The organism is Pseudomonas sp. MYb541 (assembly GCF_037479595.1).
Lineage (GTDB): Bacteria > Pseudomonadota > Gammaproteobacteria > Pseudomonadales > Pseudomonadaceae > Aquipseudomonas > Aquipseudomonas canadensis.
In genome coordinates, this window is the sequence record NZ_JBBGYS010000033.1 from 1 (window position 1) to 15,125 (window position 15,125).

Genomic DNA, 15,125 nt, shown 5'->3' on the forward strand with positions numbered 1-15,125 from the left:
CTAACTGTAGGAGCCGGATTGCCGGCGATGGCGGTCCTGAGGGCCTCATCGCCGGCAAGCCGGGCTCCTACAGGGGAAGTGTTGGTAACGAATGATCAGCGCACAGCAAAACGCCCGGTGCATTCCCATGCACCGGGCGTTTTGTCATAGCGGCCTAATCAATCGTTACTGAAACAACGACTCACTCGACAAGCCATTCTTCTCCAGGATCTCACGCAAGCGCTTGAGCCCTTCCACCTGGATCTGCCGCACCCGCTCACGGGTCAGGCCGATCTCCAGGCCTACGTCTTCCAGGGTGCTGCTCTCATGGCCGCGCAGGCCGAAGCGGCGAATCACCACCTCACGCTGCTTGTCCGTGAGCTCCGACAACCACTGGTCAATGCTTTGGGAAAGATCATCGTCCTGCAACAGCTCGCAAGGATCGGTAGGACGATCATCCGTCAGGGTGTCCAGCAGGGTTTTATCCGAATCAGGACCCAGCGAGACATCGACCGAAGACACGCGCTCATTGAGACCGAGCATGCGCTTGACCTCTCCTACCGGTTTTTCCAGCAGGTTGGCGATTTCTTCGGGCGAAGGTTCATGATCGAGTTTTTGGGTAAGCTCACGCGCTGCCCGCAGGTAGACGTTGAGCTCCTTGACCACATGGATCGGCAACCGGATCGTGCGGGTCTGATTCATGATCGCCCGTTCGATGGTCTGGCGAATCCACCAGGTGGCATAGGTCGAAAAGCGGAAGCCCCGCTCGGGGTCGAACTTCTCCACAGCCCGGATCAGGCCCAGGTTGCCTTCCTCGATCAGGTCCAACAGGGACAGCCCACGATTGACGTAGCGTCGGGCGATTTTCACCACCAGGCGCAGGTTGCTTTCAATCATGCGCTTACGCCCAGCCGGATCGCCCTTTTGCGACAAACGCGCAAAATGGACTTCTTCTTCGGGGGTCAGCAGAGGGGAAAAGCCGATTTCATTGAGGTACAGCTGGGTCGCATCGAGCGCCCGCGTGTAGTCAATGTACTTGTGTTGCTTTAACGCGGTGGAGTTCTTGGACTTGGTGCGAACTGAAGGTACAGCAGGTCCCTCATTCGACATCGATTCCGTATCGATACCGGTCTCCATAAGGAGAACCTCATCGTCGATGTCAAACTCCGGCGCTTCTTTACTGAGAGCCATTGTTATAGTCCTTTGGTGAGTTCGACCTCAAGCTCAAGCGGCGCCTTTATCCTTGGCAACGCTGGAGCCTGTTCCTTCTACGTGAGGGAACAGGCTGTGCAACACATCAACGACGGGGTAGGAATTGCAGTGGATCTACAGGCTTCCCTTGGCGGCGAATCTCAAAGTGCAGTTTCACCCGGTCTGTACCAGTTGACCCCATTTCGGCAATTGTCTGTCCGACCTTGACCTGCTGCCCCTCCCGAACCAACAGCCTACGGTTATGGCCGTAAGCACTGACGTAGGTATCGCTGTGTTTGATGATGACCAGCTCGCCGTAGCCCCGTAAACCACTCCCGGCGTACACCACTGTCCCATCAGACGCAGCTAAAACAGGCTGTCCCAAATCTCCGGCGATATCAATGCCTTTATTCAAACTACCGTTTGAAGAGAATTTTCCAATTAACACCCCGTTTGAGGGCCATCCCCAACCGGTCGGCGCAGGCCCGGCAGGTGGCAACGGCGCGGGTGCCGGCTTGGCCGCAGGGGTCGGCGTGGCGGTGCCTGCAGGCCGGGTGATGATGGTGGTTTTGCTCGAAGACGACGGCGAAGATCCGGTGTTTGTCACAACTGCCGTAGGCGTTGAACCGGTGCGCCCGTCGAAGCGAATCGTCTGACCCGGATGTATCGTGTAGGGCACGGGAATATTGTTACGAGCTGCAAGTGCCTTGTAATCCCAACCATAACGGAAGGCGATCGAGAACATCGTGTCGCCCTTGCGCACCACGTATTGCCCGGTGGTCACCGTCGGTTTCTGCGGGACCGCATTATTACGGTCAACCACCCGCGCGCCGCTGCTTGGCGAGCTGGAGCATCCTACCAACACGGAACTGAAGACGAGGCCAAGCACCAGTCGATGAAAGCTTGTTTTACTCATACGCTGCGCAAGACCTGTGAGACTCACCCGCCGCTCCCTTTATGGTGGCTGAACATGAATGCCTGTATCAGGCTTGAAATATGACGCAAGTATAACTGGGCATTGGCTTTTTACCGGCACACGACTGAAACGAAAAATTCATCGCGTTTAATGCCGACGCCCGATCATGTTGACTCGATGGACCCCGCCGTAAGACACATCCCCGCCAACAGAATTCACTGCCTGCAAACAAATGCTCAGGCCAGCGGCCCATTGAGCAGCGGCACGAAGCGCACAGCGCCCAGTACATGCCGGGAAAACCCTTCTTCCTCACGGATAATGAGCATCAATTGTTGCACTTCACCGGAGCCCACCGGGATGACCAGCCGTCCGCCTGGAGCAAGTTGATCGAGCAACGCCTGGGGCACATCGGTGGCCACGGCGGTGACGATAATGCCGTTGTAAGGCGCCAGCGCCGGCCAGCCTTCCCAGCCATCGCCCCAGCGAAACACCACGTTGCGCAGGTTCAATTCGACCAGGCGTTCCTTGGCACGGTCTTGCAGCACCTTGATGCGCTCGACCGAGAACACCCGCTCCACCAGTTGCGCCAGCACGGCGGTCTGGTAGCCGGAGCCGGTGCCGATCTCCAGCACTTTGTCCAAAGGCCCCGCCGCCAGCAGCAGCTCGCTCATGCGCGCCACCATATACGGCTGGGAGATGGTCTGGTTGTGGCCGATGGGCAGCGCGGTGTCTTCGTAGGCTCGGTGGGCCAGGGCTTCATCGACAAACAGATGCCGAGGCGTGCGCCGGATCACTTCCAGCACCTGAGCGTTGGACAACCCCTCTTCGTACAAGCGCTGGATCAAGCGTTCGCGGGTACGCTGGGACGTCATCCCGATCCCCCGGCGCAGCAAGTCGTCTTGTTCACGGCCCATCAGCGCAGCCCCTCCAGCCAGCCATCGAGACCACTGAAGGCATCACTGAAGGTGCGATCAAATTGCAACGGGGTAATCGACACATAGCCTTGCATCACGGCATGAAAGTCCGTGCCCTCACCGCCATCTTCCGCATCACCCGCTGCCGCAATCCAATAGCCTGCCTTGCCACGCGGGTCGACCACCTTCAACGGCGCCGCCGCGCGGGCACGATGCCCCAGGCGCGTCAGTTGGATGCCGCGAATATGGTCGAGGGGCAAGTTGGGAATATTGACGTTGAGCACCGTGCGCGGCGGCAGGCTCAGGGAACCATGGGCCTCGACCAGCTTGCGCGCGAAATACGCAGCAGTCGGCAAGTTATCCAGCTGGCGCGAAGCAAACGAAAAGGCGAACGCCGTACGCCCCAGGAAGCGACCTTCAAGCGCCGCGGCCACGGTGCCGGAATACAGCACGTCGTCGCCCAGGTTGGCGCCGAGGTTGATACCCGACACAACCAGGTCCGGCTCATGATCCAGCAGGCTGTTGATCGCCAGGTGGACGCAGTCGGTGGGGGTGCCGTTCACGCTGATAAAGCCATTGGCCAGGACTTGCGGGTGCAGCGGACGGTCGAGCGTCAGCGAACTGCTGGCGCCGCTCTTGTCCTGGTCGGGGGCAACCACCACGCACTCGGCGTAATCTTCCAGCGCAGCATAGAGCGCGGCAAGACCGGGTGCGGTGGCACCGTCATCGTTTGATATCAGAATACGCATGGGTTGTCCGTCTGCCCCACCGGCACCAGATCAACAAGCTCGCGCACCAAGACAGTGGCGAAGCATCCGGCCGGCAGGACGAATTCCAATTGCAGAATGTCCAGCGAGGGATAATGCCACGTCAAACCGCCAATGGGCAGTCGCAGAATGCGACGTTCCTGGCTCATGCCGGCATTCACCAGCCAATCACGCAAGTCGGCTTCACCGGCGGCGACCGCCTGTTCAAGCTCAAAAGTTGCCCCCGTGGCAGGCGAATCACCTTCGCCCCACTGTGGTCCGGTCGGGTGCAGGTCCAGGATCGCCAAGCGTGGGTCGCTGCATTCAGCCTCCCCCGCCGGGAAAAAACTGCGGCTGTCGGTAAAGGCCAGCAAGTCGCCAACCTGGGCGCGCTGCCATGAACCGTCGGCCACACGCGCCGCCAACACTTTGTTGAACAGGAAGCTGCGCGCCGTGGACAGCAACCGCGATCGCACGTTGCGCTGTTCCGGCAACGCCTTGCGAGCGGCCCACTCACGGGCGTCGACCACGTTGCCGCCGTTGTGGCCAAAACGCTGCGCGCCGAAGTAGTTGGGAATGCCGTGTTGTGCAATCAGTTGCAACCGCGCGTCGATGGCGGCGGTGTCACCGGCCAACTGGGTCAGGCGCAAGGTGAAACCATTGGCTGAGTGCGCACCGCGTTGCAGCTTGCGCTTGTGGCGGGCGGTCTTGAGGACCTTGAGCGTGTCGTTCTCCGCCGCGCTCATGTCCGGATCGGCCTTGCCGGGCAGTTGCACGCTGAACCATTGGCGGGTCAACGCCTGGCGATCCTTGAGCCCGGCGTAGCTGACCGTGCGCAGTGGCACGCCCGCCGCCTTGGCGATGCGCCGCGCGGCTTCTTCTGTATTGAGGCCGCGCTTCTCAACCCACAACCACAGGTGCTCACCCTCGCCGGTCAGAGGGATATCCAGCACTTCATCAACCTGGAAGTCTTCGGCCGTCGCTTTCAGTACCGCGCTGCCCAGAGCTTCGCCATAGGCCCGTGGACCCAACAGTTGCACGTCATTCATGCGCGCAGCAACAAGGCGACGGAGTGCACGGCGATGCCCTCTTCACGACCGGTAAAGCCGAGCTTTTCGGTAGTAGTGGCTTTCACGTTCACTTGATCCAGTTCAATTTGCAGATCCGCGGCAATCAGCGCGCGCATCGACTCGATATGGGGGGACATCTTCGGCGCCTGGGCCACGATGGTGTTGTCGACGTTGCCGACCTTCCAGCCTTTGGCGTGGATCAGGCCAACCACATGGCGCAGCAGTACACGGCTGTCCGCGCCCTTGAAGGTCGGGTCGGTGTCCGGAAAGTGCTTGCCGATATCGCCCAACGCCGCCGCGCCGAGCAAGGCATCGCTCAAGGCATGCAACACGACGTCGCCGTCGGAATGAGCTAGCAACCCATGGTGGTGTGCAATGCGCACCCCGCCCAGGGTGATGAAATCGCCTTCGGCGAAACGGTGCACATCGTAGCCGTGGCCAATACGCATAAAAAAACGCCCCGATTTAATTCAGGGCGTGATTCTACCTACTTTTGCCTCACATTAACCGAGCAAAGCACGGCCATGGTGTCGCAAATGGTCTTCGATGAAGCTGGCGATAAAGAAGTAGCTGTGGTCGTAGCCGGGTTGCAGGCGCAGTTCCAACGGATGGTTGGCCGCCTTGGCCGCTTGCTGCAGGGCTTCGGGCTTGAGTTGCACAGCGAGGAAATCGTCGCGATCGCCCTGGTCCACCAGCAGCGGCAGCTTTTGCGAGGCCTCGCTGATCAACACGCAGGCATCCCATTCGCGCCATTTCGAGCGCTCTTCACCCAAATAACGCGAGAAGGCTTTCTGGCCCCACGGGCAATCCATCGGATTGTTGATCGGCGAAAACGCCGACACCGACAGGTATCGCCCGGGGTTGCGCAAGGCACACACCAGCGCCCCGTGGCCGCCCATGGAGTGGCCGCTGATGCCGCGTTTGTCCGAAGCCGGGAAATGCGCTTCAACCAATGCCGGCAATTCCTGCACCACGTAGTCATGCATCCGATAGTGCTTGGCCCAGGGTTCCTGGGTGGCATTCAGGTAGAAGCCGGCGCCGAGGCCGAAATCCCAGGCGTTGTCTGGATCGCCCGGCACACCCGGCCCACGCGGGCTGGTGTCCGGCGCGACGATGATCAAGCCCAGCTCGGCAGCCATGCGCTGGGCGCCGGCCTTCTGCATGAAGTTCTCGTCGGTGCAGGTCAGGCCGGACAGCCAGTACAGCACCGGCAACTTGCCGCCCTCTTCCGCTTGCGGCGGCAGGTAGACGGCGAACGTCATGTCGCAACCGAGCACATCGGAATGATGCTTGTAGCGTTTATGCCAGCCGCCGAAGCTTTTCTGGCACGACAGGTTTTCCAGACTCATGGTCGACCTCAGAAGTGGATGACGGTACGAATGCTCTTGCCTTCATGCATCAGGTCAAACGCTTTGTTGATGTCTTCCAGGCCCATGGTGTGGGTGATGAAGGTGTCCAGCGGGATCTCCCCGGTCTGGGCCATTTCCACATAGCTTGGCAATTCGCTGCGGCCGCGCACGCCGCCGAAGGCCGAACCACGCCAGACGCGACCGGTCACCAACTGGAACGGACGGGTGGCTATTTCCTGGCCGGCACCGGCAACGCCGATGATCACCGACTCGCCCCAACCTTTGTGGCAGCACTCAAGGGCGGCGCGCATCAGTTGCACGTTGCCGATGCATTCGAAGGAGAAGTCCACGCCGCCATCGGTGAGGTCGACGATCACGTCCTGGATCGGGCGATCGTAGTCTTTCGGGTTGATGCAGTCGGTGGCGCCCAGTTGCTTGGCGATTTCGAACTTGGCCGGGTTGATATCGATGGCAATGATACGCCCGGCCTTAGCCTTGACCGCACCGATCACCGCCGACAGGCCGATACCGCCGAGGCCGAAAATCGCCACGGTGTCGCCCGGCTTGACCTTGGCAGTATTGATCACCGCACCGATGCCGGTGGTGACGCCACAGCCCAGCAGGCAGACTTTTTCCAGCGGGGCTTCTTTAGGAATCTTGGCCACGGAAATTTCCGGCAGCACGGTGTACTCGGAAAAAGTCGAGGTGCCCATGTAGTGGAAAATCGGCTGGCCTTTGTAGGAGAAACGCGTGGTGCCATCTGGCATCAGGCCTTTACCCTGGGTGGAACGGATGGCTTGGCACAAGTTGGTCTTGCCCGACAGGCAGAATTTACACTTGCCGCATTCCGGGGTGTACAGCGGGATCACGTGATCACCCACCGCTACCGACGTCACGCCCTCGCCAATCGCCTCAACCACCGCACCACCTTCATGACCGAGGATCGACGGGAAGATGCCTTCCGGGTCAGCGCCCGACAGGGTGTAGGCGTCGGTATGGCAGACACCGGAGGCGACCACCCGCAACAGCACTTCGCCAGCCTTCGGCATGGCGACATCCACTTCGACGATCTCAAGGGGCTTTTTGGCTTCGAAAGCTACGGCAGCGCGGGACTTGATCATCCGGGTTTCTCCAGGCGGTTAAAAATTGAGACGGTGAGTGTAAAACATGGCTGACTGATGAATAATCCTGGCAAAAGCAAAACTTTATTGCTGTACAGGGATAATCACATGCTGGAAAACCGCTGGGAAGGCATCGACGAGTTTGTCGCGGTCGCCGAATGCAGCCAGTTCACGGCAGCGGCGGAACGCCTGGGAGTGTCGTCGTCCCACATCAGCCGCCAAGTGGCGCGCCTGGAAGAACGCCTGCAAACACGGCTGCTGTACCGCAGTACGCGCAAGGTGACCCTGACCGAAGCGGGCCAGACCTTCCTGCAACATTGCCAACGCCTGCAGGACGGTCGCGAAGAAGCCTTGCGCGCAGTGGGCGACCTCACCAGCGAACCCAAGGGCATGTTGCGCATGACCTGCGCGGTGGCGTACGGCGAGCGCTTTATCGTGCCGCTGGTCACCCGCTTCATGGCGCTCTATCCGCAGTTGCGCGTGGATATTGAGCTGAGCAACCGCCAGTTAGACCTGGTGCACGAGGGCCTCGACCTGGCGATTCGCCTGGGGCGCTTGCAGGATTCGCGCATGGTCGCCAGCCGACTGGCACCGAGGCGCATGTACTTGTGCGCGTCACCGTCCTACCTGGCGCGGTATGGTCGGCCACATAGCTTGTCGGAGTTGAGTCGGCACAACTGCTTGATCGGCAGCTCTGATATCTGGCAATTGGCCCAGGACGGGCGGGAATTTTCCCAGCGGGTGCAGGGAAACTGGCGCTGCAATAGTGGGCAAGCGGTGCTGGACGCAGCGTTGCAAGGTGTGGGGTTGTGCCAGTTGCCGGACTATTACGTGCTGGAGCACCTGCACAGTGGCGCGTTGGTGTCGTTGCTCGAGGCGCATCAGCCACCGAATACGGCGGTGTGGGCGTTGTATCCGCAGCAGCGGCATTTGTCGCCGAAGGTGCGCAAGTTGGTGGATTTTTTGAAGGAAGGGTTGGCTGAGCGGCCGGAGTACAGCCGGTAATTAATGGCTGTTTGTCCCGGCCTCTTCGCAGGCAAGCCAGCTCCCACATTTGATCGCGTTCCTACAGGATAAACGCGGTCAAATGTGGGAGCTGGCTTGCCTGCGAAGGGGTCGACTCGGTGCAACTGACTACTGTCGGTTAACCCACCGCAACCGCAACCACTCGAGATCTTCCGCCCGGGTGACTTTGATATTGTCCGAGCGCCCTTCAATCAGGCGCGGCGCCTGACCCGACCATTCCATCGCAGAGGCTTCATCGGTAATCACCGCATCCGCCACCAAGCTGTCGGCCAACGCGCGGTGCAGGGCTCCGAGGCGGAACATCTGCGGCGTGTAGGCTTGCCAGATCAGGCTGCGGTCGACGGTCTCTACCACACGGCCGTGTTTGTCGACGCGCTTGAGCGTATCGCGGGCCGGCACGGCCAGCAGGCCGCCGACCGGGTCGTCAGCCAGCTCAGCCAGCAGTTTGTCGAGGTCATCGCGGCTCAGGTTCGGCCGCGCCGCATCGTGTACCAACACCCAATCCTCATCGCCGGCGCCCAGGGCATTCAGGTGCAACAGCGCGTTGAGCACCGAGCCCGAGCGCTCCGAATCGCCGTCCGCACGCTGGATACGCGGGTCATTCGCACACGCCAGCGTCGGCCAATAAGGATCATCAGGAGCAAGGCTGACCACCAAGCCCTTGAGCGATGGATGGTCGAGAAAACAGCCAAGGCTGTGCTCGAGAATAGTGCGCCCGCCCAGTTGCAAATATTGCTTGGGACGGTCCGCGGCCATACGGGCACCGACGCCCGCGGCAGGAATCACGGCCCAGAAGGCCGGCAACCGGTGGTTCATTGGGCCAACTGGTAGAGGGTTTCGCCCTCCTTGACCATGCCCAGTTCATGACGAGCCCGCTCTTCCACGGTCTCCGTACCTTTTTTCAGCTCAAGCACTTCGGCGTCGAGGACGCGATTGCGCTCCAGCAAGATCTCGTTTTCGGCGTGCTGTGCAGCAATTTGCTCGGTCAGGTCTTTTACCTGCGCAAAGCTGCCATTACCCACCCATAGGCGGTACTGCAGGCCAGCCAGCAACAAGAGCAAGACGAGGAACAACCAATTGGGACTGCGCATCGAATATCGGGTATCCAGTGAAAAAAGACAGCCATGCAAAACTTTTGAAGCAACTGATAGCACGAAGCCTGGAAGAACCAGGCTTGTGCTTGATAGCCATAAGATTAGCGTCGAAATCCACACTGTCGTGAGTTTTCCGACGCAATCCGCTGACTTTTTATCACTTACTGATCAGCCGCGAAACTCGCCGCGACCGTTGTACTTGGCCTTGCCCGCCAGTTGCTCTTCGATACGCAGCAATTGGTTGTACTTGGAAACGCGGTCGGAACGGCACAGGGAACCGGTCTTGATCTGGCCCGCCGAGGTGCCCACGGCCAGGTCGGCAATGGTCGAATCTTCGGTTTCGCCGGAGCGGTGGGAGATCACGGCGGTGTAGCCCGCAGCCTTGGCCATCTGGATGGCTTCCAGGGTTTCGGTCAGGGTGCCGATCTGGTTGAACTTGATCAGGATCGAGTTGGCGATCTTTTTATCGATACCTTCTTTCAGGATCTTGGTGTTGGTCACGAACAAGTCGTCGCCCACCAGCTGGACTTTCTCGCCGATCTTGTCGGTGAGGATTTTCCAGCCATCCCAGTCGGACTCGTCCAGGCCGTCTTCGATCGAGATGATCGGGTAGCGCTGGGTCAGGCCCTTCAGGTAGTCAGCAAAACCTTCGGAGTTGAACACCTGGCCTTCGCCGGACAGGTTGTATTTACCGTCTTCGTAGAACTCGCTGGCCGCACAGTCCAGGGCCAGGGTCACGTCGGTGCCGAGCTTGTAGCCAGCGTTGGCCACAGCTTCGGAGATCACTTTCAGTGCATCTTCGTTGGACGCCAGGTTCGGTGCGAAACCACCTTCGTCACCCACCGCAGTGCTCAGGCCACGGGCCTTCAGTACCGCTTTGAGGTGATGGAAAATCTCGGTGCCCATGCGCAGGCCTTCGGAGAAGGACTTGGCGCCCACCGGCTGCACCATGAATTCCTGGATGTCGACGTTGTTATCGGCATGCTCGCCACCGTTGATGATGTTCATCATCGGCACCGGCATCGAGTAAACACCCGGCGTGCCGTTCAGGTTGGCAATGTGCGCGTACAGCGGCAGGTCCTGGTCCTGGGCAGCAGCCTTGGCAGCGGCCAGGGACACGGCGAGGATGGCGTTGGCGCCCAGGCTGCCTTTGTTTTCGGTGCCGTCGAGCTTGATCATCGCGTGGTCCAGGGCTTTCTGGTCCAGCGGGTCCTTGCCCAGCAACAGGTCACGGATCGGGCCGTTGATGTTGGCTACCGCCTTGAGTACACCCTTGCCCAGGTAACGGCTCTTGTCGCCATCACGCAGTTCCAGCGCTTCGCGCGAACCGGTAGAAGCACCGGACGGCGCGCATGCGCTGCCGATGATGCCGTTATCGAGAAGCACGTCGGCTTCGACGGTGGGGTTGCCACGGGAGTCGAGAACTTCACGACCTTTGATGTCGACGATTTTTGCCATTGTTGTAAACACTCCAAAGTTGACGAAAACGACGCAGCTGAAGGAAATCTTTTGACCGACCGCAAGGGTGGAACAACGAGGCAGGCTTGCAGACGACAAGGCTCAGGCCCAAAGGCCTGAGCGTAAAGCGTGGGAAATTCTACCGGAGAAACGAAGCTTACGCGGTCTCTACCGTCGGAAAACTCTTGACCAGTTCGTCCAACTGCTTGAGCTGGGCCAGGAATGGCTCCAGCTTGTCCAGGCGCAGGGCGCATGGGCCGTCGCACTTGGCGTTGTCCGGATCCGGGTGGGCTTCCAGGAACAGGCCCGCCAGGGACTGGCTGATGCCGGCCTTGGCCAGGTCCAGCACCTGGGCACGACGCCCGCCAGCGGAATCGGCGCGACCACCAGGCATTTGCAGCGCGTGGGTCACGTCGAAGAACACCGGGTATTCGAACTGTTTCATGATGCCGAAACCGAGCATGTCCACCACGAGGTTGTTGTAGCCGAAGCTAGAACCGCGCTCGCAGAGGATCAACTGGTCGTTACCCGCTTCCACGCACTTGTTCAGGATGTGTTTCATCTCCTGGGGCGCGAGGAACTGGGCTTTCTTGATATTGATCACAGCGCCGGTCTTGGCCATCGCGACGACCAGGTCGGTCTGGCGCGACAGGAAGGCCGGCAACTGGATGATGTCGCACACCTCGGCGACCACGGCGGCCTGTTCAGGCTCGTGGACGTCGGTGATGATCGGCACGCCGAAGGCTTGCTTGATGTCCTGGAAGATCCGCATGCCTTCCTCAAGGCCCGGGCCGCGATAGGAGGTCACGGACGAACGGTTGGCCTTGTCGAAGCTGGCCTTGAACACGTAAGGGATACCGAGTTTCTCGGTGACCTTGACGTACTCTTCACAGACCTGCATCGCCATGTCGCGGCTTTCCAGCACGTTCATGCCGCCGAACAGCACCATGGGCTTGTCGTTGGCAATCTCGATGTCGCCGACGCGAATGATCTTCTGGGCCATCAGGGTTACGCCTTCTTCTGGTGTTGCGTCAGTGCGGCCTTGACGAAACCGCTGAACAACGGGTGACCGTCACGCGGTGTCGAGGTGAACTCAGGGTGGAACTGGCACGCCACGAACCACGGATGATCCGGCGCCTCGACCACTTCAACCAGCGCGCCATCACCGGAGCGACCGGAGATTTTCAGGCCAGCTTCTTTGATTTGCGGCAGCAGGTTGTTGTTCACTTCGTAGCGGTGACGGTGACGCTCGACGATCACGTCCTTGCCGTAGCAGTCGTGAACCAGCGAGCCCGGTTCCAGCAGGCAGTCCTGCGCGCCGAGGCGCATGGTGCCGCCCAGGTCGGACGCTTCGGTACGGGTTTCGACCGCGCCAGTGGCATCTTCCCACTCGGTGATCAGGCCCACGACCGGGTGACCGCTCTTGCTGTCGAACTCGGTGGAGTTGGCGTCTTTCCAGCCCAGCACGTTACGGGCGAACTCGATGACGGCCACTTGCATGCCCAGGCAGATACCCAGGTACGGCACCTTGTTCTCGCGAGCATATTGAACTGCCGTGATCTTGCCTTCCACGCCACGCAGGCCGAAACCGCCGGGAACGAGGATCGCGTCCACACCTTCGAGCAAGGCAGTGCCTTGGTTCTCAATGTCTTCGGAATCGATGTAGCGCAGGTTGACCTTGGTGCGGTTGCTGATACCGGCGTGGCTCATCGCTTCGATCAGCGACTTGTACGCGTCCAGCAGTTCCATGTACTTGCCGACCATGGCGATGGTGACTTCGTGCTCAGGGTTGAGCTTGGCGTCGACCACGGCTTCCCACTCGGACAGGTCCGCGCCGTTGCATTGCAGGCCGAAACGCTCGACCACAAAATCGTCCAGGCCTTGCGAGTGCAGGATGCCCGGGATCTTGTAGATGGTGTCGGCGTCTTCCAGCGCGATCACCGCACGTTCTTCAACGTTGGTGAATTGCGCGATCTTGCGACGCGAGGAAATGTCGATCGGGTGATCGGAGCGGCAAACCAGTACGTCCGGCTGCAGGCCGATGGAACGCAGTTCCTTGACCGAGTGCTGGGTAGGCTTGGTTTTGGTCTCGCCGGCGGTGGCGATGTACGGCACCAAGGTCAGGTGCATCAGCATCGCGCGCTTGGCGCCGACTTCGAAACGCAGCTGGCGGATGGCTTCGAGGAACGGTTGGGACTCGATGTCACCGACGGTGCCGCCGATCTCGACCATTGCCACGTCGGCATCGCCTGCACCCTTGATGATGCGGCGCTTGATTTCGTCGGTGATGTGCGGGATCACCTGGATGGTTGCACCCAGGTAGTCACCACGGCGCTCCTTGCGCAGCACGTGCTCGTAGACACGGCCGGTGGTGAAGTTGTTGTTCTGGGTCATGGTCGTGCGGATGAACCGCTCGTAGTGGCCCAGGTCCAGGTCGGTCTCGGCGCCATCGTGGGTGACGAACACTTCACCGTGCTGGAACGGGCTCATGGTGCCCGGGTCAACGTTGATGTACGGGTCCAGCTTGAGCATGGTGACCTTAAGTCCCCGCGCCTCCAGGATGGCCGCCAATGAAGCCGATGCGATGCCTTTCCCCAATGAAGAAACAACACCGCCCGTGACGAATATGTAGCGCGTCATGAAAAACCCTAGAAGTCTGCGTTAAAGCGGTCCGAGCCGCCGGGGAAAGCGAAGGAAGGCCGAAGCCCCCGATCACCTGCATTAATCACAGTGCACCTTTCAAAAAAACCGCCGCGTGGTGACAGACCAGCAATGAAACACCGGTACGTTGATCGCTACACATTTTTTGGAATCGCCCAGCAAAGACTGCTTGGTAATCGGCAACTGCTGCAATTCAAGAGAATCCACAGAAGTTGTATCAAGAAGGGAGCGTAGTCTACCGGAAAGGCGCTATCAGCTCAAACCTTGATCGCAGGTCTGTGGCATCCAATGTAATTGCCACTCATCGCTCGGTGCCGGCCAGAGTCCCACAAGGCTGGGCGCGCCCAGCAATTGCTCGCCTTGGTACAGCAGCGGCAATCTGCCACGGACGAAGCCCGGCAAGCCACTTTCGTTAAGCAGGCGCTTCAAGTCACGCCGACCGCGGCCTGGCACTGCGAGGATTTCGCCGCCTTGGCGGTAGCGGATCGTCAATGGACCTCCAGGCACCCTGCCCGTCAGCTGCACCTGACCATTGCCGGGTAACTCTAGTGGGTTTTGCGGATCGGGCCAGCTCACCGACGCGTCGGAAAAATCCGACCAAGTGGAGGGCAGCCACCAGATACGCTCGCCGCTGCGGTGCAGATCACCGTCCGCCAGGCGCCACAGGGGCTGCGCGTCGCCCTTGGCGTCACGTAGGGAATGCCAACTGGCCCAGTGGTCGCTGTCGGGTAGACGGGTCAGAGGGGTTAGCCAGTGGCGTAGGGCGTTGCGCTGGCGAGCGTCGGTAAGCTCGCGCAAAGGTGCAAGGGCCAAGGACGGTAAATGCAGCCATGAAAACGGCGAAGATTGATTGGCGGCTCGCAGGTCCATCTGCGCCAGCTCATCCAGCAAGTCCTGGGCTTCACTCAGGTGCTCGGCGGTGCGCGCCAGGTTTGCGGTAGCCTGCGGCCAACGTTCCGTCAGGACAGGAAGCACGCGATGGCGCAGGTAATTACGGGAGAATCGCGAGTCCGCATTGGAAGGATCTTCGATCCATTTGAGCTGATGCGCCTCGGCATAGGCTTCCAGCTCTGCACGCGAGACATCCAACAAGGGCCGCACAAGGCAGCCAGCCGCCAGCGGGCGCTGTACTGGCATTGCCGCCAGCCCGCGCACACCAGCCCCGCGCAAGAGTCGGAATAACAAGGTTTCAGCCTGATCATCGCGATGCTGGCCTGTCAGCAGCACCTCCCCTGCCCCGGTCACTTGGATGAATGCTTGGTAACGCGCTTCACGGGCGGCACGCTCGAGGCTGGCACCGGGGTGTACCTGGACGCGCATCACGCGCAGGGGGACCCCCAGGTGGTCGCAAATCGATTGGCAATGGGCCGGCCAGGCGTCGGCGGCGGCTTGCAGGCCATGATGAACATGGACAACGCTGAGGGGCGGCAGGGTGTCGATATTGGCCAGGTTGGCCAGGAGATGCAGCAGGACGGTGGAATCAAGCCCACCCGAGAATGCGATGTGCCAGGCTGGGGCATTGCGCCAGGGAGCCAGGGTATGCAGCAGCTTGGCAGGCAGATTCGGTTTGAAAGGTTTCATTGCATTACCGTCCGAACCG

Annotated in this window: 15 protein-coding genes; 1 reads left to right on the forward strand and 14 read right to left on the reverse strand. The window is 60.3% G+C overall.

Translation table 11 applies throughout. The annotated features are described in order from the left end of the window. Window positions 1-165: 165 nt before the first annotated feature. The 8 genes from rpoS to WH299_RS20055 form a co-directional block, all read right to left on the reverse strand. Window positions 166-1,170, reverse strand: a complete 1,005-nt coding sequence (gene rpoS, locus WH299_RS20020; RefSeq protein WP_016976882.1) for an RNA polymerase sigma factor RpoS — start codon at window positions 1,168-1,170, stop codon at window positions 166-168. A 106-nt stretch (window positions 1,171-1,276) separates the two neighbouring features. After that, a complete protein-coding gene (locus WH299_RS20025) occupies window positions 1,277-2,113 on the reverse strand; it encodes a peptidoglycan DD-metalloendopeptidase family protein (RefSeq protein ID WP_126569960.1) in 837 nt (278 codons plus the stop codon). Window positions 2,114-2,322: 209 nt separating this feature from the next. Further along, window positions 2,323-2,958, reverse strand: a complete 636-nt coding sequence (locus tag WH299_RS20030; RefSeq protein WP_010212427.1) for a protein-L-isoaspartate(D-aspartate) O-methyltransferase — start codon at window positions 2,956-2,958, stop codon at window positions 2,323-2,325. A 41-nt stretch (window positions 2,959-2,999) separates the two neighbouring features. After that, on the reverse strand, window positions 3,000-3,749 hold the full coding sequence (gene surE, locus WH299_RS20035) for a 5'/3'-nucleotidase SurE (RefSeq protein ID WP_123476525.1): 750 nt from the start codon (window positions 3,747-3,749) through the stop codon (window positions 3,000-3,002). Next, entirely contained in the window at window positions 3,737-4,795 is a 1,059-nt protein-coding gene (truD, locus tag WH299_RS20040; RefSeq protein WP_028619216.1) for a tRNA pseudouridine(13) synthase TruD, read from the reverse strand. The genes surE and truD overlap by 13 nt, the downstream gene beginning before the upstream one ends. Next, on the reverse strand, window positions 4,792-5,265 hold the full coding sequence (ispF, locus tag WH299_RS20045; RefSeq protein ID WP_122724671.1) for a 2-C-methyl-D-erythritol 2,4-cyclodiphosphate synthase: 474 nt from the start codon (window positions 5,263-5,265) through the stop codon (window positions 4,792-4,794). Before ispF ends, truD begins: the two co-directional genes overlap by 4 nt. Before the next feature lie 54 nt (window positions 5,266-5,319). Next, a complete protein-coding gene (fghA, locus tag WH299_RS20050; RefSeq protein WP_122724668.1) occupies window positions 5,320-6,165 on the reverse strand; it encodes an S-formylglutathione hydrolase in 846 nt (281 codons plus the stop codon). A gap of 8 nt (window positions 6,166-6,173) precedes the next feature. Next, window positions 6,174-7,286: an S-(hydroxymethyl)glutathione dehydrogenase/class III alcohol dehydrogenase gene (locus WH299_RS20055; protein ID WP_010212435.1), complete on the reverse strand. Its 1,113-nt coding sequence runs from the start codon at window positions 7,284-7,286 to the stop codon at window positions 6,174-6,176. Between the two features lie 108 nt (window positions 7,287-7,394). On the opposite strand from WH299_RS20055, the gene WH299_RS20060 reads away from it, so the two are divergent. Then, a complete protein-coding gene (locus WH299_RS20060; protein ID WP_122724666.1) occupies window positions 7,395-8,291 on the forward strand; it encodes a LysR substrate-binding domain-containing protein in 897 nt (298 codons plus the stop codon). A 129-nt stretch (window positions 8,292-8,420) separates the two neighbouring features. Here WH299_RS20060 and ispD read toward each other — a convergent pair whose 3' ends face one another. The 6 genes from ispD to tilS all read right to left on the reverse strand — a co-directional run bounded on the left by ispD (window position 8,421) and on the right by tilS (window position 15,106). Next, a complete protein-coding gene (ispD, locus tag WH299_RS20065) occupies window positions 8,421-9,128 on the reverse strand; it encodes a 2-C-methyl-D-erythritol 4-phosphate cytidylyltransferase (RefSeq protein ID WP_122724663.1) in 708 nt (235 codons plus the stop codon). Continuing rightward, window positions 9,125-9,403 (reverse strand): cell division protein FtsB, encoded by a 279-nt coding sequence (gene ftsB, locus WH299_RS20070; protein ID WP_003231201.1) that lies wholly within the window; start codon window positions 9,401-9,403, stop codon window positions 9,125-9,127. Before ftsB ends, ispD begins: the two co-directional genes overlap by 4 nt. A gap of 171 nt (window positions 9,404-9,574) precedes the next feature. Beyond that, window positions 9,575-10,864, reverse strand: a complete 1,290-nt coding sequence (gene eno, locus WH299_RS20075; RefSeq protein ID WP_122724661.1) for a phosphopyruvate hydratase — start codon at window positions 10,862-10,864, stop codon at window positions 9,575-9,577. 157 nt (window positions 10,865-11,021) lie between these two features. Then, complete coding sequence (gene kdsA, locus WH299_RS20080; RefSeq protein WP_010212442.1) at window positions 11,022-11,867, reverse strand: 3-deoxy-8-phosphooctulonate synthase; 846 nt, start codon at window positions 11,865-11,867, stop codon at window positions 11,022-11,024. Window positions 11,868-11,872: 5 nt separating this feature from the next. After that, on the reverse strand, window positions 11,873-13,504 hold the full coding sequence (locus WH299_RS20085) for a CTP synthase (RefSeq protein ID WP_010212443.1): 1,632 nt from the start codon (window positions 13,502-13,504) through the stop codon (window positions 11,873-11,875). A gap of 273 nt (window positions 13,505-13,777) precedes the next feature. Further along, window positions 13,778-15,106 carry a tRNA lysidine(34) synthetase TilS gene (gene tilS, locus WH299_RS20090; RefSeq protein WP_339551121.1) on the reverse strand — a complete coding sequence of 443 codons (1,329 nt, stop codon included), beginning with the start codon at window positions 15,104-15,106 and terminating at the stop codon, window positions 13,778-13,780. Window positions 15,107-15,125 lie beyond the last annotated feature (19 nt).